The 20,817-nt window shown below is 50.8% G+C and carries 8 protein-coding genes; 2 read left to right on the top strand and 6 right to left on the bottom strand.

Annotated elements, in window-relative coordinates:
* Window positions 1-24 precede the first annotated feature (24 nt).
* The 4 genes from K7P76_RS18115 to K7P76_RS18130 form a co-directional block, all read right to left on the bottom strand.
* Window positions 25-4,641, bottom strand: a complete 4,617-nt coding sequence (locus K7P76_RS18115; RefSeq protein WP_232186725.1) for a galactose-binding domain-containing protein — start codon at window positions 4,639-4,641, stop codon at window positions 25-27.
* Window positions 4,642-4,717: 76 nt separating this feature from the next.
* The gene (locus K7P76_RS18120; RefSeq protein ID WP_232186726.1) at window positions 4,718-6,070 is read right to left on the bottom strand and encodes an ABC transporter substrate-binding protein; all 1,353 of its coding nucleotides are present in this window, start codon (window positions 6,068-6,070) and stop codon (window positions 4,718-4,720) included.
* A 125-nt stretch (window positions 6,071-6,195) separates the two neighbouring features.
* The gene (locus K7P76_RS18125) at window positions 6,196-8,412 is read right to left on the bottom strand and encodes a hypothetical protein (protein WP_232186727.1); all 2,217 of its coding nucleotides are present in this window, start codon (window positions 8,410-8,412) and stop codon (window positions 6,196-6,198) included.
* Window positions 8,409-11,756 carry a glucosidase family protein gene (locus K7P76_RS18130; protein ID WP_232186728.1) on the bottom strand — a complete coding sequence of 1,116 codons (3,348 nt, stop codon included), beginning with the start codon at window positions 11,754-11,756 and terminating at the stop codon, window positions 8,409-8,411. The genes K7P76_RS18125 and K7P76_RS18130 overlap by 4 nt, the downstream gene beginning before the upstream one ends.
* Window positions 11,757-11,911: 155 nt before the next feature.
* On the opposite strand from K7P76_RS18130, the gene K7P76_RS18135 reads away from it, so the two are divergent.
* A complete protein-coding gene (locus tag K7P76_RS18135) occupies window positions 11,912-12,769 on the top strand; it encodes a helix-turn-helix domain-containing protein (protein WP_232186729.1) in 858 nt (285 codons plus the stop codon).
* 403 nt (window positions 12,770-13,172) lie between these two features.
* Here the strand turns inward: K7P76_RS18135 and K7P76_RS18140 are convergent, their stop codons facing one another.
* Window positions 13,173-15,650 carry a glycoside hydrolase family 38 N-terminal domain-containing protein gene (locus tag K7P76_RS18140; protein ID WP_232186730.1) on the bottom strand — a complete coding sequence of 826 codons (2,478 nt, stop codon included), beginning with the start codon at window positions 15,648-15,650 and terminating at the stop codon, window positions 13,173-13,175.
* A 130-nt stretch (window positions 15,651-15,780) separates the two neighbouring features.
* Here K7P76_RS18140 and K7P76_RS18145 point away from each other — a divergent pair, with 130 nt between their 5' ends.
* Window positions 15,781-16,896: a GntR family transcriptional regulator gene (locus K7P76_RS18145; protein WP_232186731.1), complete on the top strand. Its 1,116-nt coding sequence runs from the start codon at window positions 15,781-15,783 to the stop codon at window positions 16,894-16,896.
* On the opposite strand, the gene K7P76_RS18150 is transcribed toward K7P76_RS18145, so the two are convergent.
* A complete protein-coding gene (locus K7P76_RS18150; protein WP_232186732.1) occupies window positions 16,886-20,782 on the bottom strand; it encodes an alpha-amylase family protein in 3,897 nt (1,298 codons plus the stop codon). The two genes, K7P76_RS18145 and K7P76_RS18150, sit on opposite strands and share 11 nt — an antisense overlap.
* Between the last annotated feature and the right edge of the window lie 35 nt (window positions 20,783-20,817).

A 20,817-nucleotide genomic window follows, 5' to 3' on the forward strand; every position in this document is an offset into this window, starting at 1 on the left:
AATCCGTACTGCCCAAGTTACTGCTTATGGCGCGGTGACGCCGTATACTTCAAATTCAACGATACGCGCGGCCGTTCCCGATCCTTGTTCAGGGGTCATGATATACAGCCTTGCATATCTCGCCTGCGCTTCAACTTGCCTGTCAGTAACGTTGAAAGAATTGTCGTATACATAATCGACATCGCGCCAATTGACGTTATCGACGCTCACCTGCAGCTTGAAGTCCTTCGTGTTGTAAGTCGCGCTTTCCCCGCCGGCGCCGGCATGTTTCACGACCCAACGGCCGATCGTATGCGGCTTGCCCAGGTCGACATTCAGCCAGGAACCCGTTCCGCTTGTCGTAGCCCACTTCGAGGCGGTTTTGCCGTCGATTGCCCTGTCGGGAGTGTCTCCTCCCGACGAGGAGCTGGCGTTCGCCGTCCCGCCGGAAGCTATGTTCGTGGCCGTCAGACCGTACACTTCAAATTCTTGAATGCGTGCAGCCGTACCGCTCCCTTGTTCCGGTGCCGTGATGTAAAGCCTGACATAACGGGCAACCGCCGTTACATCCCGATCGGTGACGATTTCCGCGTTGGAATTCACCTCGTCGACGTCGAACCAATTCGTACCGTCAAGGCTTCCTTGAAATTTAAAGTTTCTTGTGTTCCAGGATAAATCGGACAGATTGGCGATACCTGCATGTTTCACGACGTAACGTCCGATGTAACGAACACTGCCAAGGTCAAGCTGCAACCAGTGGGGAGCGCTGCCGCTGACGGCCCATTTCGAGGACAGATCACCGTCGATCGCCCGACTTGGCGGATCCGTCTCCGTTGCCCCATCCGCCGACGCCGTTGCGGTAGGGGTCAGATTGCTCATCGCTTTCCCGTTCAACTCAAATTCGTAGACGCGAGCGGTGGTTCCGCTACCCTGTTCAGGAACCGTAAGCAGCAGTCTCGCGTAACGGGCGAACAAGGAGACGTTCCGGTTGGGCGAGTTGGCAGTGTTGCCCATAACGGCATCGCCGTCAATCCATTCAACCCCGTCTTTGCTAAGCTGAAGCTTGTAATCCTTGGCGTTCAGGGTCGTGCTTTCCCCGCCGGCCCCGGCATGCTTGACAACCCAACTTTGCACACGGAATTTGCCTTCCAGATCCACGCTTAACCAATGCGGTGTCGGTACAGTCGAGGACCATCTGTTCGTCAGCAAGCCGTCGACGCCGTTGGTTGGCGTTGTGTTCGCGTCGATCATCCCGCTCGCATTCGTCGTCTTGTTGATTGCGAGGTTCGTCACGTTAGCTATATCCTGTTCGGAATAGAGCTGTATTTGACCTCCGGCATCGTACAATTCAAACTCCTTGATCCTTGCCATCGTATCGTTCGTTTGCGACGGAGATGTAATCCATAACCGGAAGTAACGGCCTGTTACATTAACGAGACGATCGGTCCGGTTATCCCGGTTGCCGATAACCTCATCGACATCCGTGAACGTCGTGCCGGTAGAGTCTCCGACTTGAAGCTTGAAACTTTTCGTGTTGTACGTGTTGTCCCCGCCATACGCACCCTCGTGTTGTACGATCCAGCGTCGTATCGTCTTCGTTGAACCGAGATCTACCATCAGCCAGTATGGAGCGCCTGATGTAGCTACCCACTTGGACGCCGGGTTGCCGTCGATAGCTCGATTTGGCGTGTCTCCATTAAAGCTTGAGATCGCCGTTGCGGTTTTGCCAAGAGACAAATTAGTCGGAACCGCATATAACTCCAATTCGTGTATCCGGGCGACTGTGCCGGAGCCTTGCTCGGGAGAGGTGATATACAGCCTCCAGTACCGAGCCGTTGCAGAACTGAACATACGGTCGGTCATGTCGAATGCGTTTCCCGTTACCGTGTCGGTATCGGTCCATGGACCGATGACACTGGACGCATACTGAAGCTTGAAATCTCTCGTATTAAGCGATTGCTGACCGCCGCCAATATAATTGGCGTGTTTGACTACCCACCGTCCAATGGTCGTGGCTTTGTTCAAATCAACGATCATCCAGTGAGGGGTGCTGCCTACGGCCACCCACTTGCTGGAAGCGTACCCGTCCACGGCGTAAAGCGGCTTCTCATAGTCCTGGTTATAGCTATCCGCGGACGTCAAACGGTAAATCGACTGGTTAGGCGCGTGAAGCTCGGCCACGGATGGACCGTTCATGACGAACTTGACGCCGCCGTATATATTGGCCGTTCCGTTAAACGTCTGCGTTCCGTATGCGTAATAAACCGTGTTGACGGTGTTGACCCCCATCACGTCGATCCGATCTCCGGCCTCGAAGCTGAACAGCGCGTCACCGTTCGTATCGAGCAGCGCATTAAACATCAGTATATCCTGCGGCTCGTTGCCGTTCTGCTTGACGTAACGCTGTCCGTAAAGCGCAACGAAGGAAAAAGGATTCAGCATTTGCTCGTTTTTGACATCGCCAAGGGTAAAGGCGTGCAGATACCGATAGACCCGATCTCGAACAAGCGGCTGGTTATACGTCCATGAACCGTTGTCGCCGTGTTTGCCCCAGGCTGCATAGGAAAATCCCACGTTTTCCAACCATCCTTCATTGGAGCCTCCCCCGACGTAAATTCCCTTATTCATCGCGTTCGCCCAAATGCCGCTGACGACGTGTCCCGTCGTGTCATAACTGCCCAAGTCGAATCCGTTCCATGAATTTTCGAGCCGGATATCTTTAATCCATGAATTCGTTCCTTGCACTTGCGCAGTCCACGGATACACCAGAATGCTCTCCGGTTCGGAGTTCGGGTAGCGTATCGAGAAACCTCGAATTCCGGCATTTTGCTTGATCTGTATCAGGGGCGTTCCATTCTCGTTGCCTGCCGCGACGTAGGCCGAAATCAACGTCCCATCAATCGAATCGAGAAAATGCCTTGCATCGTGCACGCCCCGAAGCTCTACTCCGGCCCATACCGTCAAACCTCCGGTAATCTTGTAGTTGCCGGCCGGCAAAAAGACGGTGCCTCCTCCCGCCGTATTGGCCGCATCGAGAGCGCTCTGAATGGCCGTTGTATCGTCGGTCAGACCATCTCCCTTAGCGTTGTAGGGGGATTTTTTTACATTGAAGAAATTGGTTGTACTGGCCGGCTTCCTGTTAGGCGGGTTCGTGTAGTTCAAACGCTTCGTTTCCGGAATTTGATCCATATTAACAATCTTCAAACCGCCGCCGGGTTTCTTCTCAATCGTCGTAGCATTGATTTTGCCGATGAAGCCGTAAGCGGGAAACTGGCTGGAATCGTAAAAGATCATGCCTTTCTTGACGTCGCTGATGTCAATTTTGTAGGCGGAAAATCCATCGCTCTTTATGACATCTATCCCGACGGCGTTAGCCGTCGTGTAAGCAAGCAGGGTAGCCTTTGGCGGCGTCGTCGCGGGAGCGCCTGCCAATGCCGAGCCGGACCAAATTTCGTTGTTGATCTTGACATTGTGAATAACGCTGTATTCCCAACTTTGGTCAATCGTGATGCAGGTGTTCAGGCATGTCGCGTATATGTCCTCCAGAAAATAACCGCTGCCCGACCCGATAACGCCGAATGTAATGGCTTTGTAAGCATTATAAAACGTCAAGTTAAACGCGCTGACAACGTTGTTATATCGCGTTACGGCAATCGTTGGCGGATAGGCGTGGACATTGTCGTACTCTTGTTCGGGGTACCAGAAGCTGAGGTCCCGGGCCGCGCTAATGTTGTTCAGCGTCATAAAGGCGGTGCCTCCAGCATTGTCTTTACCGCTGTACACTTTGAGCACCGTACCTTCGCCGAGTCCTCCGCCGTTATCGGGGCTTTTCCATTCTCCCCGCAGCGTAATGCCCGGGGGAACGTTCAGCGTTCCGTTTACCCGGTAATGACCGGCAGGGAGGAAGACAATGCCGCCGCCCATTTGGAATGCATCGTTAAGAGCATTCTGTATCGCCGCCGTATCGTCCGTCGTCCCGTTCCCCGCTGCGTTGTATGGCGCGTTTTTGGCGTTCACAGTCGCCACCACGACGTCTTCCGTCGTCACAGACGTCGTCACGATGGCAGGGTCCTGCCAAGACGGCGCGCTGACGGATGTAATATCGAACAAGTCAAAGTTGAAGTTCGTACTACCGTTGCCGCTTCGTAAACCGATAAAGATAGCGTGATTGCCTGAGCTCAAATAAACGGCCTGGGGACCGTTGAAGGTAGCGAACGTGGTCGCGCCTCCGGTAGGCGTAACTAGGAAGTCACCATGGATGAAGTTGTCTGTATGCACCATAATGGACTGATTGACGGACAAATTGTTGCTTGCCCGAAACGTGAACTTGTACCAGCCGGCTGTCGGCACGTTCACCGTATACTTCAACCACTCCTCGAATTCGATGTTCGTTACGTAAGTATCGCTGCCGGACGTGGAAATATCGACGTCCGTACCTGTCCGGTAAGTTGTGTTGTTGCCGCCATTGCCGCTTGATTTGTCATAATAGGCGGTTTGGCTTGCGCCGCTGTTGAAATCTTCGGCTTCAACGCGACCTGGTATCGTATGAGGACCGTTAAAGACCGAACCGTCGCCAACAGCTTCGGCCTTGGGGGCAAATAAGGCTAAGCCGGAAGCGATAACGATCAGCAAGAGAAGCGATGTGATTCCTTTTTTTATCATATTAATATCGATTCCCCTCTCGAATAGAAAATCGGCGGCGTCCGTGTTGCGAACCTCGTGACGCCGCCGTAGATCGTTAGTTCGAAGCCGGATAATCGTCTGGATTCAGCGTCCCTTTGTCTTTCTCGTAATTGCGTTCCGCTTCTTCAAGAGCCGGTTTGTAGTCTATTCCAGCCAGAATAAGCGACAAGGCTTTGTTAAGCGAATCGCGAGCAGAATTGGTCAAGCGATCTCCAACGTTGATGTTCAATTGATCTGCGGAAGATAACGCCGCTTGCGTCTCGGTCATGCCGGATAGCGAGTACTCGGGATTGACGTCGGTAAATGCGGTCAAAGCCACGTTCTTGCTATAGAGTTCAAGCATTTCCTTGGACAGCATCAGACTAAGCAATTCCTTCGATTTCTCCACATTGGCCGAGTTGGTATTGATACCGATTTGCTTGTCGACGCCTGCGGACATGACGATTTCTCCGTTGCGTCCCGGTATCGGGAAGAAGCCAAGTTCCATCTCTTTCGTTTTGCTGTCGACAACGCCCGGCGTCCAACTTCCCATGATGTGCATGGCCGCTTTACCGTCGATGAACTCCTGCACCGATTGATCGTACCCGATGCTGAGTGCATTTTTGTTCCAGAAGCCCTTGTCTGTCATTTCTTTGAATCTCTCGAGAGCATCTTGAATCTCCGGTCCATTTATCTTAGACTTGCCATGATAAATGTCGATTTCAAAATTCGGGTTTTTTGCGAAGAACGACGTTTCCCCGATGGAAATCCACGGCCCGCCAATCGTCCACGCATCCTTGAAACCTCCCACGACCGGCGTTATGCCGGCTGCCAGCAGCTTTTCGCCGAGCTGGATGAACTCATCCCATGTTTTTGGCGGCGTCAGCCCTTGTTCCGAGAAAATTTTCTTGTTGTAATAAACGCCGAACGTATTCGTCTCATAAACCGCGCCGTACTGCTTGCCTTGGTAAGTGACAGCGTTCTTCGCCGTGGCATTCATGCGGGAAACCCATGGCTGTTCGGAAAGATCGACTAGATAGCCGGCTTTGGCGAATTCCTTGACAGCTTGATTAAAGATAATGTCGTCACCTTGCCCTGCAGCCAGCTTCGTCGCCAGAAGCTCGCCGTATTTATCGCCCGGCTGTTTGTTGAGTTTGATTTCCGCGTTCGGGTATTTCTCTTTGAACTTGGAGGTAACGGCGTTGAAGTAACCGTTGACGTCGTCAATCCAGTACCCGATGCTGAGCGTAAACGCTTCGTCGGATACGCCCGAGCTCGAGTCTTGAGCCGATGCGCTTGGCTCGCTTGCCGCCCCGCTAGCCGAGGGAGATGCAGATTCGGATGCCGAGTTGCCGTTGTTGCCGCCGCAAGCTGCTAAAATGGCCATCATCAAGAGGACTGCCGAGCTTAGTGCTAACCAACGTTTCATGGATGTGTGACCCCTTTCGTGTAGTAACCGCAAATTTTCGTTCGACCTTGCTCCTGCGAAGCTGCTTGTGATTCGTGTTCTGCACTAGTCGCGGCATCGCCTCCTTTCAGTATACAAGCCGGTCCTTAGTCTCCGCAGCACCACTCGGTGCATTCCCCGGGAGCGACTAAACGGCTGTTGTTCGTTCTCTTAAGATAGATTCGAAGCGACAACTCTTTCTCGCCTTCGTTGGTCAGCCGTGCAATGACCTGATCCGCCGTACGAACGATTTCAAGAGAGAGAATTCGCTCGCCCGTGCGGAAGCCTGTTATTTTCGCATGATTCCAGCCACTCGGCAGATAGGGGGCTACTTCCAACTCCGCCAACCCGTCTACGTACCAATTTCTGATTCCGAATAATGCGTATATCATCGCGTCGGCGTTCACGCCGCTTTCCCAAGGGCGCAGCCTTCCCCAAGCCAAGCCGTGGTAACCCCTAGCCGTCGATTGCTCCGCAGATTTGTACACCTCGGCGTAAGCTCCCGCTTTTGTCGCCATATTCTTGAGTCTCGCCAACAGCGGTTCGAGCTCTCGGCAATCGTTCTGTTTCGCGGCCGCCAGCATATACCCAGGCAAATGGCCATTTATTCCTTCCGCATAGGGAGCTGTAAAGTGCCAATCGGTCGTTTCCGCCTGAACGAAAGCGCTCTTCCACATATCGAAGGAGCGGGACCCTTTCGACAGCAAACTGTGATTGGCGGAGAAGGCTTCTATCCAATGGGAGGTGGTAAGGACAAGACTGTGAGCCCCCTGCAAGGGGCGATGCTCCGCACTGGCCATCTGGTAGCCGTCGTCTCCAAGAAAGTTCTTATCGAGATTTTCCAATACTTGATCTTTCAGCGCGGAGTAGTTCCCGATATCGGTCTCACTGTTCGTGCTTCTCGCTAGTTCTTCCATCGCTTCCACTGCATACACGTATAAGACGGTCGCCTCGAGAGAGCCGCTTCGCTCCTGATGGAAAAACCCTTTGTACTCCTCGCTCAAGGAACTCAGATAGGCATAGGTTTCATCCCCATGAAACCGAATCCATCCGTTGATGTCCACCGTCTGGCTTTCTAGGCAGCGAAGGAGCAGCGCCCAGTCTCTTATCGCGTACCGGGAATCCCCGGTCTGCAGCCAATACCAGTAATGCCACAGTACGAGCCAGCTCGGAATTTCCGCTTTGCCCGGGTCGATTTGTTCCCAACGAACGTCCTCGTCTCCTTCGAACCGGTCCACGTCCTGGCGGATATTATTAAGGCCGGAATAATAGGTCTCTTTGAAACGTTGATGAAACAAAGCCGCATTCCGGTAAAAGTCGAATATCCGCGTTACCTCTTCTTTCATTCCGAGCCGAAGAAACAAGCGAACGGGACCGCAACAATCCCGAATGTAGGCGTCGGAGTAAAAAATCATGGGGGAGATAACGCCATGCGCTGACTGCTGTACTTTGCACCATACTTTCGTCGAATCCAGAAGATCGTCGAGCCAAGGTTCCGAAGTGCTCATCGCCGCCCCCTCGCTGCCCCATTTCTTCCATCCGAGCAGAACCTCTTCAAGCGACTGCAAAGGATCAGCCGCCGAAGCCAGCTGCTCCGCAAGACGTATCCCGGTGTCGGAGCCAGCGGAAATCGTTTGGACGAACATCCTTTCGTCGCCCGCTAGCAATCCGTGCAGGCTTACGCCTAGGCATTCTTTCTCGATTACGCCATGTTCGCCGTGCAGCACCCACGTCATCGTTCGCTCAACTCCCTGATGATCGAAGATCCGCAGTTGTTCCGCGATATACCGGTTTTCAGGTCCTGTCCATTGTTCCTTCGCAGGATCCCATGGACGATGGATTTCGTCGGGTCTTCGCCAGTTGGCCGACACATCCAGAGCGCCAATCGGCCGTTCGCCCTCGTTAGAGAACAAGTGAATGCGAACGAGCGTATTGCGATGCCATTCAGCGAAATCCACGGTCCTCCAGATCAATCCTGAAGCCGATTTAACCTCGGTGAGAAAAACGGCGGTTCCCCTTACGCGGCCGGCCCACTGCGTTTCCCACACGGTCTTCTTTCCGTCCGCCTTCACGGCCATGCCTAACGTTCCGAAATAAGACGTGGTGTGCTCTCCGCGATTATGTCCGCTTTCGTAATATGGACCCAGTACCCATCCGAGTTCATTAATCGGATTACCCCAGCCTAACACGGCCGATACGCGGCCATTGCCTAGCATGAAGACATCTTCCTTCGGCGCGTCAAGCTGCCAGACTGCTGTTTGTTCCGCAAGGGCGATCCACTTTTTCAGCCAGCTTATTCGGCCTCCTGCCTGATGAACGGTCATTGTGTTTCCTCCCCAATTGCAACCACACTCGCTCCCAGAAGACCGAGTTGCACGTCGGGTACATCCAACTGGATCGTAAAGCGGGATAGTGCCGAATCACTCCTAGCCGAAAGACGCCACACGTTCAAATAATCCCACTCCCCGTAAGCGATCGGAAGCGCGCTTTCTGCTGTCTTGTCGTAAAGCATGTCCAATTGCTTGCCAATCGCCAGCGGAATGATTGTCTGGCAGCCGTCGTCGTATTGCAGCGTTATCGAGCCGACCGTTGTCGCGGTATGCCTCGCTTCAGCCTCGTTGGCGTAGAACAGTGATACCATACGGACGCGACGACCTACAGCAATCTCAAGGCTTGATGGATGCGGAGACGGCATTGTTTGCCTGCTATAACGTTCGGAACGTCCGTTCTCGATAATCGCGAGATTCTCGCCGCTTTCCAATACCTGAAAACTTCCCGCTTCGGTCCGGACAATCCCCGGTTCTCCTGCGAGCGAAGAAAGCGGTACGGGATACTCTTTCCACACTCTCCAAAGTGACATTGCCCAAAGATGAGGCGCGTTGCGCATCGGAGTCAGGTCCAAGTAAACGGTCTGTCGATCCCGCAGTTCGGCCATCCGGCGTGACGTCTCCGCGTCCACTCCCTTCAAAATCGCTTCTTGGGAGGCCGACCATAACAATTGACCTGAGGCCCAAAGTTCAACATCCGCTGCGTATAAACCTTCCGGAAAAAACTCCCTGTTTGAGAATGAAACCTCTGCCTGATGCAAACCGGGTGAGGAATCAAAACAAACCGGGCGGCTTTCACCCTGCCAACGAACCAGCCACTCCGCATCGGATGGCCAGGAAGCGCCTTTGGCCACACGCCATTCAAAGCGGAGCTTGACCTTGCCGTTAGTTTGTTGGATGGCTGACAACCCTGCAACCTCAAGCGGCTCTTGAACTTGGAACCGGAGTGGCACGTACTGGCCGGCAGGTTCCAGCAGCACGAATAAGGTTTTGTCTCCGGTGTACTCCGATGTGAGTCCGGCCAGAACGTTATCCTTTGCCCGGAGCTCCTCCACGGCTTCTTGGGGATCCAGCGTATCAGTCACGGACTGTCCTTCCGGAATGATCCAACTAACCGCTCCTCCAGTTGAGACGGACGTTGTTCCATCCATGAGGAAGGACTCGGGACGGTAAACAACTCTGATCTCATGGGACTTTCCTGCCGACAACTCAGTTTCCAGCCTGACACTTTCGAGACTCGGGCAGAGGAAGTATCGCAAATCCGAATCGTCTGAAGTTACCCTGGACACGGTACCCGGGACGTGATCAATGAGCCGAAGCGACCGTGCGCCGCCAACGTGCGTCACGCGGTATGTCCGCGTCACTGTGCCGTCTTCATTAGTTGTCGCGCTGTACGCTATATCGGCATAATTTGTCTTCAGTTCCGCCTCTGGCCATTCCACCGGATAACAGGGTGTCCAGACCAACGCTTCTCCTTCCTCGTCTATCGTTACACCGAACAAACCGCTGATAACCGCATAGATATACGAACCGATTGGATTACCGAAAATATAGTTATAAATGCCCGATCCATCATCCCCCATCCTTTCCGGAAAATTCCCAGGGGCATCGGTGAATACCGTTCCCGCCAGGGCGGTAGCTTCCAAAAGGCGGTAAGTACGCCGACGGTCACCGATTCGGGCATACGCCCTGGCGGCTTCCGACAGCTGGGCAGGCATAACGTTATTGTTGCCGAACAGCGGCGGCATCAGATTGCCCACTCGCATGAGCGATGGATTGTTTAGCTCGTCACAAATCCACAGATTGCGGTTGCAGTATTCAAGGGAGCTCCATCCATACCATTCCGGCAACCCGCTATAAAGCGTCGGGAATACGAGGTCGGTGTAGTAGTGAGCCATATGCTTGACCCCTTGCAGATCGATATGGTTGTAAAAAACACCTTCTCGCTTGTTCCACAACCTCTCTTCGAGCCCTTCCCGCATTTTTACGGATATGTGCCTCCATCGCTGAGCGTCAGGGATACGACCGATTCGCTCACCCAATCTGGCCAGGCGCTCAGTCAGCCCGACAAACATTAGACTTGGCGAGGCGCCTTCACCCGGCATGCCGAGATGGTCGGCCTGATACATAAAACTGTTGCAAAAAATGTGCCATCCGATTAATCCGTTGCCATCGAAATCCCTTGCCTCCCAGAGTTTGTCTAAAGCACGCATTAGCGGCTCCCATACGGACTCCGCAAAAGCAAGGTCTCCTGTTGCATCGACATATTGGAGAAATTGCCATATAAAATACGGCAGTCCGTCTTCATCATCATGTTCGCATCGTTCCAGCGGTTTCCCCGAAGCCATGATGAGAGGACTCGGTCCTCGTTCGCCGAGCCCGAAAAACGTAAGCGCTCGCTTGACCCTATCCAATTGTCCGATGCCGATTGCGGCAGAAATCTGATAATTGTTCGCCCAATAGGAGGCCCACCAATGTACACCTTCCAGCCACGCCGGATCGGAGTAACTGTAGTCCAGATTCAGGAGAGCTGTCCGGAACCCACTGTCTATGACGGAAGAAGGCGTCCGAATTGTACACGCACTCAATACCTCGGCGTAATACGATTCCCCTTCCGATATAAGCCTTTCTCCGTAACCATTATCGACGACGACCGGCACCGAATTTTCAGCTCCGACAACCAGGAACACCCCTTCTTCACCAATATCCGCTACGGCGAAATGGAATACGGCTTTACCTTGCTCTACAGCGGCGTTTCCTCCGATCGATGCGACCGCAGCGGACTGTCCCTCGACTTGTTTATCCGCGAACACGACTCGTCCGCCTTTCAGTACAACCGTATCGTCGGAAGCATCCTCATTGTCCTCGGGAAAATAGGGAGCAGAATGAGTTCTGCCGTGAACGCCAAGCCCTCCGAATTCAAACTCAATGCGGTCAATTCCCGCTAATTCCAGATAGGAAGACGATAGTCGGCCAAGCTTTGCTACACTCCCCCAATCCCCTGCCTGGGCAACGAGCAAGGTCCATTTGCAGTCTCCCCATGCGGGGTCCGATAGCTCATAGAGTGTTCCATGAGGAAAAAACACTGTTCGAATGGATGCGAATTCGTCCAATCTTGCCGAACGGCCATCCTTACCGTGAATGAGGAGTCGACCTTCCCCCCATTTGTGAAAATCGGGACTCATCGTATCGCTTCTATTCGTGCGCAAAAGCGCGAAACGAGGCTTATCTCCGGTTACGAGAATCGTATTTCCACGCCTTATACCTCTATTAAAGGTTCGTGTTCCCTGCTCAATCTCAATGGACGTTCCGTCTTCGGCCATCCGATACCCAGTCCTCATGCCTTGATCATCCTTCCGTTCCATCTGTCTTTATCATAAATTCAAGAATGCAAACCTGCATTTCATATCTTGCTGTAAGCGTCTAAACATTCTTGCTAACATGAAAGCGCTACACTTATAATGAAGACAGTTCTCTCACGAAAGGAGGCGCTCCTGTGGCACTTGAACTCTATGGCCATAACGACAGGTCCGTATTCAGATCCAGCCGATTGCCTGAGCTGCTCTATACCGGCCAGATCGATCGGGATCCGAATTGGTCGTTTCCTGCGCATAAGCATGATAACTTGAGTGAAATAATTTACGTTAGCGAAGGAAAAGGCCGCTTCCGAATCGGAGATCGTGTTGTCCATGCCTCCAAAGGAGATATTCTTATTTATAATGCCGGCGTTTCACACGAGGAGAAATCGGACCCCGACAATCCGTTGGTTACTTATTTTTGCGGCGTTGGCCAGTTATTCATCGTGGGAGCACCTGACGGAGCGTTGCTTCCACCGGAAGCTTCGCCACACGTGAGAACCTATCAATACGCCGATCAAATTGAGTCGCTTATCACACAGATCTTCGAGGAATTACGCAACCAAGTTATCGGGTATGATACAATGACGCGATATTTGCTCGCTTCCCTAATTGTGCTAATCTTCCGCATTATCAAGATCACACAGCCCGATATACAACACACGGAATCGCTGGCCGGCCGCATCAAGAATTTTCTTGACTCCAACTACACGCAGAACATGGCCCTGAGTGAAATCGCTAATCGACTTTACATCAGTCCCTATTATTTGTCTCACCTGTTCAAACAAGAAACCGGTTTTTCGCCCGTAAATTACATCATCAACAAACGGATTGAAGAAGCTAAGGAGCTGTTGAAGGCGACAGATCAATCCGTCGTCGACATCTCCCAGCACGTTGGATACGACAATTCGAATTATTTCAGCAACTTGTTCAAGAAGATCGTCGGAGAATCTCCCAGCAAATACAGAACACGCTATCAGCCGATAAACAACCGTTAAGTAGGTTAGACGGGGGATCCCCCCCCCCTAGTACCGATTTTATATCTACGACACTTGAAGCTGTTTAGTACCGATTGATCAAGAACAACTCAATTGACAGTAGTGATCAACGAAGCTCAGGAAACTAAAAAGGAAGAACCCCACTAAAAAAGCGAGGTCCCTCTAGTCGTTAAAGTACTTTATTTTCAATTAAAGGACTTTATTTTTTCTCACCAAAAGATGCAACCCACCGCGTTCCGCTCCGACTTTGTAACTAAACCGTAATATTACCTTCATGTTCTCTTTACATTAAGGGGTTACAATACATACATGACCCCCCTTTTAATATACTTGTTGAGGCTTGCGGCCCGTTGCCGTAAGCCTCCTTTTTTTGCGCTAGTAGGCTGCTCGTAAATATATCCGATTAATCTTCCATTAAATTCGCATCGACTATCACATTAGAAGCAGTATCTAATTTCAACGTCTTGATTTCAAATTTACCAAGCTTGATCTCTTGTGTAACCCCTAGTGCTGGAACGGATAATGTAGTCACGGCAGCTTTGCCGGTTGGCTCGAACAAACGAATGATATAATCATTCGAATTTTCAGCGCGCTTAAAGGCAGTAAGTAGAACCGATGAATCGCTTAACGTTACAGCGTTCGCCGGAACCGCACCCGCACCCGATGGAAAGAAAGATAAGACGAATGGCTTCTCATTCAACGCCAATGCTTCGCGATCAATGACATCCAAGCGCTCCGAAGATTTGCCTGCATTGAACCAGAAACGATATAACCTTTCGCCTTGATCTATGCGGCTTGAATACCGATCCTGCGCCATGATAGGGCGGTCTTCGATCGGATGACCTGAATAGCCCGCTGAGCGCAATAACGAAATTCGCACCTCGCCGTCCGCATAATCCGATCCATAAACCCCGTCATTAATGCAGGTTAACGCCAAATCCTTCGATTCATCCAGAACGGCGATCCATTTTTGCGAAACGGCTTCATCCCCATTGCTTGGAAGCTCGTCTCGACCATAAGCCACTTGCCCCCAATATTTCCCTTCCGGGAATGCAGTGGGAATCGACAGCTTCAGCATTTTGCTCTTTTCATTCCAATGGACGCGAATTTGCACTTCGATTTCCGTGCCTTTTTTCGGCAGCTTGTAGGTTTGGATAATAAAAGAGTCGCCATATGCAAACAAGGCTTCCACTACCGTACGAACTGCCCCGTCCTCGATGACACGCACGGATTCCAATCGGCTGCCGCGAATTCCCGAGAAACGAGTTCCTTCTTCGGCTGACATAAGCTTAAACGCACCTTCGACATTGCGGAAGCTTGCCCCTTGCGTCTCCCAAGGATCGTCATTATCCTCAATAACGATCGGAACAAATGCATTCGGCTGGACAAAATCGACACCATTAACTTTGTAGCGGTCCATCAAACCGGTTTCGCAATTGATAATGACCTCCAATTGTTCCGTTTTGAAGGTGATTTTACCATCCTGCGGCTGCAGCACTGGAGTCGGTTTCTTCGGAAGCACCTCTAACCGAACGTCAAAACGATTCATCTGCCCCGGCTCAAGCTCTGCGAAGAATACCGTTCGCTTACGCCAATCCAAATTCAGATTGCTTAACTCTTTTTCGGCTTGCGAGGCAATTTGCACCCCGTCCTTATAAACCAATGGCAGCGAAAATTCATCCTTCCAATTCTGATCGGGAAGCTGGAACTCGCATTCAAAAGTCCCTTTTACTTTGTAGGGATGCGGGTTATAGATAAGAATCGGGATCTCGCCCTCTTCAGCCTTTTTCTGACCGCTTGCCAGTGCGAAGAACGCACGCGCCTTCAGCCTGGAAACAATCTCAAGTCCATGATCGGCTAAACGAAGCGATGCTTCTTCAACAGGCTGAATCGATGATCCCGGAAGCACATCATGGAACTCCGTAACCATCAGATCGCATATCGCCTCATGGATCAACTCATACGGATAGGTCGTCAATCCTTGCATAGCGGTATGTGAAATCATTTTTTCCAGCATGTAAATTTCGTTTTCGAGAAGTCTGTGCTTTTGCTTAATCCGAATTTGCGAGGTGTAGCAGCCTGGTGCCCAAGAGTTGATATCCTTATCATGACGAGGCAAGTCTCCGCCCAATTCACGCAACTCCTTGAAAAAAGCTTCCGGGGTAGAGTGAATAATCTGCGTATCCTTTGTTTCTGCAATGAGTTTACCTAATTTCGTTAAATCTTCTCTAGACGGACCGCCGCCATGATTGCCCACTCCCCAAAGCACGGAACCAACGAGCTGCTCCGCAGACTTTTTAAGCCAATTGTCCACTTTTTCGTCGGCCTTCCCACGCGGGGAATTGTAAAATTCCTTCGCGCGATGCCCCGTGACTTCCGATCCGTCATACCCTACCCAAATGAAATCATTATCGGGAAGCAAGCATCTCTCAGGCTCGGGACGACAGAAAATGTAAGAATCAAAGCCCGCTTTATTCATAATTTGCACGAGTCCGCGCGTGTGGCCAAAGGGATCAAAGTTTATCGCCGTTGTAGGTTTTACCCCGAATTTCTCCTGAAAATAATTTCGCCCCAGCAGCATTTGCCGCACAAACGATTCTCCGCTTGGCATGTTGCAATCCGGCTGCAAATACCATCCGCCCATAATGTGCCATTTGCCTTGCTTCACCAAGCCTTGTATGCGCGCAAACAATGCAGGCTCATATTCTTCAACCCATTTGTACAGCGTTACCTCGTTATGGTTAAAAATAAAGCCCTCAAACTCTTCGCATAAATCCGCGGCGACGCGAAACGTAGAAATCGCCTCCGCGGCACCCTCCTCCCATTCCCAAAGCCATACCGGATCTAGATGCGCATTGCTTATTAAGTGAAATGTTTTCATTGAATTTCCTCCATCCATCTTTGTTTTTAGACCACAAGCATCTATAATGTACATATTAAGTATTTTTAAGATGTTGTAAATATCTTTAATAAAATAGATATGTATCTTTAAATAGGAGCGAACCCTTCATATGCTCAAGTCCAATAAACCCATTTATCAGCAAATTGTGGACGACTTTAAAAGCCGCATAACTTCCGGTGAACTTAAACCGAACGATGCCATCCCATCCCAGAAAGAGCTCGCTAGAATTTACAAAACTAGTGAAATGACCATGCGGAAGGCGCTTGCTCTATTAGTGGAGGAAAACCTTATTATCCGCATCCGTAAAAAAGGCAGCTTTATTAAACCGTCTGCCAACAAACAGCTTCCGTTGAATACCGCAACTACCGTACCTACCGTTCCCAAAATATATTTTGTTCATCGCAATGTTCTAGCCCGATTGTTGAATGATGGCTTCTATTTAGCGATGTTATCCGGGATTGCCGAAGTTTGCGCGAAGCATAACATCGAATTCTCGATCTACAATATGGGGAATAGTCTTCAATTACCTGAGGAGCTGGATGCCGGTTATATTTTTTTCGGATTATTTGATGAGGAAAAGGCTGAATTCATGAGTACCGTTGCGAAGTGGAAGCAGGAACGGCGGAAAATGATCACTATCCAATTCTATTTTCCGCATTTAGAAATTCCGAGTATTACAGGGGATAATATGGCCGGGGGTTATTTGGCAACCCAACATCTTCTCGATTTAGGTCATAAACGTATAGGGATCATCGTGTCCGGCAAATCGCATTTGGAGATTTTCTCCGATTTTTCCTTTCGCCTTCAAGGCTACCGTCTCGCGCTAAGCAACCATAATATACCATTCGATCCTGATTTGGTTATTGTGAAAGACGTTGGAGAAGAAACGGAAGCCTCCGGTTACGAAGGCTTCGCCGAACTAATGAATCTTGCTCATCCGCCAACCGCTGTTTTTGCGGCAAGCGATTATAAAGCGATCGGGGCCATTCGCGCAGCTAACGATCATGGATTAAAAGTACCCGAAGACATCAGCATTATGGGTTATGATGGACAACCCATAAGCCAATGGACGACACCAAAACTTACAACAGTCGACCAGAACACTTTCCAATTCGGACAACGCGCTGCCGAAATCATCCTTCAAGGCAATACGGACAGCGGGAGCCCGGAATCCCCTATATCACCGCAGCTTATTATTAGAGAGAGTACTCGCATTAAGGAATAGAAGTATATTCGATCTTGGGATTCCAGGCTGTCGCATCGAAGCCGTTGTTCCCATTCCGGTTGACCACAAAGTAAAGGTTATCTCCCTGATTGACGCTCATCGAGAAATCATACGCAATGCCTGTCGTATCCGCCCCGCCTATGAGCTGCCATCCGCCGGCTGGCCAGATTTGCGTACCGTTCTTCATGATCTTGACATTGATTCCGTCGCCTCCTATGCCGCTGGCCGATTTCTTAACGGTTCCGGTCAACCTAACCGTACCCGTCTTCGGCGCCGCCCATCCCCGTACCGTATCGTTCACGTCGGGGTGCATTTGGTCTGGCATAGAGATGATGTTGTACGTATATGCGCCATTCCACCGGTGATCTACCGAGTTCCAAGTCATATTCGAATAGGTGCTTCCGCTTGCCTGCAAGTAAAACCAATTCCAATTGCCCTGCGTGAAGGAGAAGTCCGCAGTTGCCGCATATGAAGGCAATGGCGTCGCGACAGACGCCGTGGCGTCGTAAACGATGACTGGATCCCAAATCGTTTCATCAAAATCCTTGTTTACGTTCTGGTTCACAACGAAATAGATCATATCATTTGCCGCAACATTGATTTTCAAATTGTGGTTAATGCCCGTGATATCCGTTCCGCTAATCGACTGCCAACCGCTAGCTGGCCACACTTGCGATCCGTTCTTCATCATTTTCACCTGAATGCCGTCCCCGCCGCTATTGCCCTTTCGAACGTTGCCGCTTAGAATGACCGTTCCGGCATTGGGAGCTTTCCATGCCCGTACCGTGTCCGTAAGATCCGGGTGAATATGCGCGGGCGACCAGATCAGGTTGTATGCATTCGAGCCCTTCCATGCATTGGCGGCTGCATTCCAAGTCAGTTGCGGATACGTGATGCCGCTCGATTCGAGATAATACCAATTGTTAAGCCCCTGCGTCGTTCCGAATCCGGAGGAAGCGTTCCAGCCCGATGAGACATAGTTGATGACCGGATCCCAAGAGGTTTCGTCAAAAGCGTTATTGCCGTTCTTGTTCACCACGAAATAGATTTTATCGCCGGTTGTCACCTTGACGGCTAGATCGTGGTTCCATCCGATGGTATCGACGGAAGATATCGACTGCCATCCGGAAGCCGGCCAAATTTGCGTGCCGTTCTTCATGATCTTGACGTTCACGCCGTCCCCGCCCGCGAAGGCCTTGGCAACATTGCCGGAAACCTTAATATATCCGGCTTGCGGAGCGGTCCAAGCAACTGCCGTATCGTTCGTATCGGGATGAAGCTGCGTAGGATGGAAGACAAGATTAAACGGATATGCGCCTTGCCAGGTCCCCGCGCCATCCCAAGTGAGGTTAGAAAAGCTGCTTCCATTCCATTGCACGTAACTCCAGCCCTTGCCGCTTTGTTTGTTGGAGAAGTCGGTAGACAGCTTGTAAGTTGTCGATGCGATACTCGTATCCGTACTATAGGCAGCAACAAGCGAGGAAGTATTACCGTCACCATCCACCGTTCTAACCTGATACGAATCATCCACGCTGCCATTTACATCAAAAAAGAAGGTTCCCGTAGATACTTTCGTGTAAGGAGTCCCGTTTTTGTATATTTCATAATAAGAAATCCAGTTGTTGTCGGTCCCCGCAGTCCACACGACTTGGGTACCGCCGTGTTTGAGATATGCGGTCTGCGACTTCGTAACATTAGACGGAGCAATTGGAGCCGTAGTGTCGGAGCCGTTGCCGGGACGATTCTCCAGGTTGAAAAAAATAACTTCGCCCCGTTTCAGGGGGGTCAGCGTAATCCCGTTCGTCATCCAGTAGCTGCCCGTATTCGTTGCCGTCGCCCTTCCGCCTTCAAGCGTCGCCACCGTATAATTAGCGCTCGGAGTCAGCCCTTTCGGGTAAACCGTCACATTGTTGCCGATCATCGATTCATTATGGCGGGTTGTTAAATATCCTTTGGTACTGTCGCCGCTCATCTTCTGTAAGAAGTATGTTTTGTCTCCTGTGCTCACGTTAGGCCTGTATACTTTAACCCAACGTCCGACGACGCCTTCGGTTTTGAAGTAGTGATACAATTCGATATCCTTCCGCCAGCTTTCTTTGTCGGCGTCTGATACGACTGCATCCGCCACATTCATTTGCACCAAAGTAGCCATGCTCAAAGTTCCGCGGTTATTTTTGGAATATGGATTTTGCCACTGATAGTTTTCCGTGTTGCCCCCGGTAAACAATTTGTCCAGCGGGGTAATGAGACTGCTATAATATCCGTCATAATGCATGACATTGCCGTCCGTATTTTGCTGGGTATCGGAGTAGCGAGCCGACTCGATCGTTAGAAGTTCGCCGCCGGAAGAGACTCCGAAAATTCCCGCGCTCGGGTTATCGTCCTTGAAGGTTTTGAGCAGTTGATAGAAGTTATTGGACTGCGCCAACATATCATTATCCGATCCGTTAGAAGGCCAAGACGGCTGCGCGTCATATCGGAGGGCGTGAGTTCCCCACTGCGATTGCTTGCCGTTCAAATCGTTCCGAATCCAACTGACTGCATTGTCATTTGCCAAATTCAAATGGGAACCGTAGTAAGTCGGCGTATCGTTTCCAACTTGATAGGAAGGATTCTGGGTAAGCACGTCCGACTGGGCATCCGCTTGCCACGGCGGATTCCAGATATTATAGGACATTCCGCTTAATGCGGCGTAGGCGATGAGTCCCTTAAAGTCGTCATGGAACATGTTGTTCCAGTCGCCTTTACGATCATACCAATTATCGTCGATCCAACCGGTATCGATTCCGATATACCTGCCGTTGTTGATCGCTTGAAAAGCATTTTCCGTCTGCGGTACGTTGACGTTCCACTGCCCTGTTTTTACCTTGGCGAAATAAGCGTCACGCGTATAATCCCATTTGTAGGTATACACATAATTCAATATGGAGTTGCCCATATCGTCCACATCGCCGGCAAAAACGCCGGTCAAGCTCTTAGGTGTCGTAATCGATGCATTGTTGGGTACCGAATAGTCGGACATGAATACTTTGCCGTTCATGGCGAAGTTCCCGCCGTAGTTGCCCAGATCGGCAGCCCAATGTCCTGTATAGTCGAATAATAAATACATTCCGCTGTTGGTCGAACGATTGCGAAGTACGAAAAACTCGTTGTAGATCGCCGTACCTTGAATATTGTCCATGACGCCGTTCTCATATTTCCCGTCCACTGTGATGACCTCAGGAGGATCCTGAGAATTGAACGTACGAGCATATCCGCTCGTTAAAGCGACTGTCTTCAACAAGTGGCTTCCCGTAAAGTTCGCGCCCCCGGTCATATACATGAAATCCGTATTGGCAACGTCATTTGCCATCGCTTTTTGGCGAAACAGGCTTGGGTTCGAGAAAAGCTTCGCCGAGCCCGATACATTCTGTATGACGGACCATTCTTGTACGATCCCAGTCGATGGATATACGATATAATATCGGTTTACTTTGATGTCGGAATTATGGAACGTAACTACCAATTGCAGTTCACCTTGAGAAAGGGTAGACAACGTATGCGCGTCATAAACCCATCCCGTACTGGATCCAGTATACGTTGTCCCCTCTATTTTTACGGAAAATTCATCCGATAGCGCCGCGCCCTGAATGTACTCCTGTCCGGTGAGTTTGTTCTTGAAGCTCGTCTGCAAATACTGTCCGCTGGCGTTTAATTGTAACTTCTTCTCGACGGCGGCCGTCCCGATCGTCCAGATCCGGTTCACGCTGTCGTAGTTGACGTATGCATCACCTGCGGCAGCCGCCCGGTTGTCCATAGCAGCCATTGATCCGACTATTGCCATGATCGCAACAAACGTTCCAGTTACAATCAACTTCCACACTCGAATTCCCGTCCATTTTCTCATTCATTTCACTCCTCTACGATTGAACTTTGACGCCT

The sequence above is a fragment of the Cohnella silvisoli genome, from assembly GCF_021190915.1.
GTDB lineage: Bacteria > Bacillota > Bacilli > Paenibacillales > Paenibacillaceae > Cohnella > Cohnella silvisoli.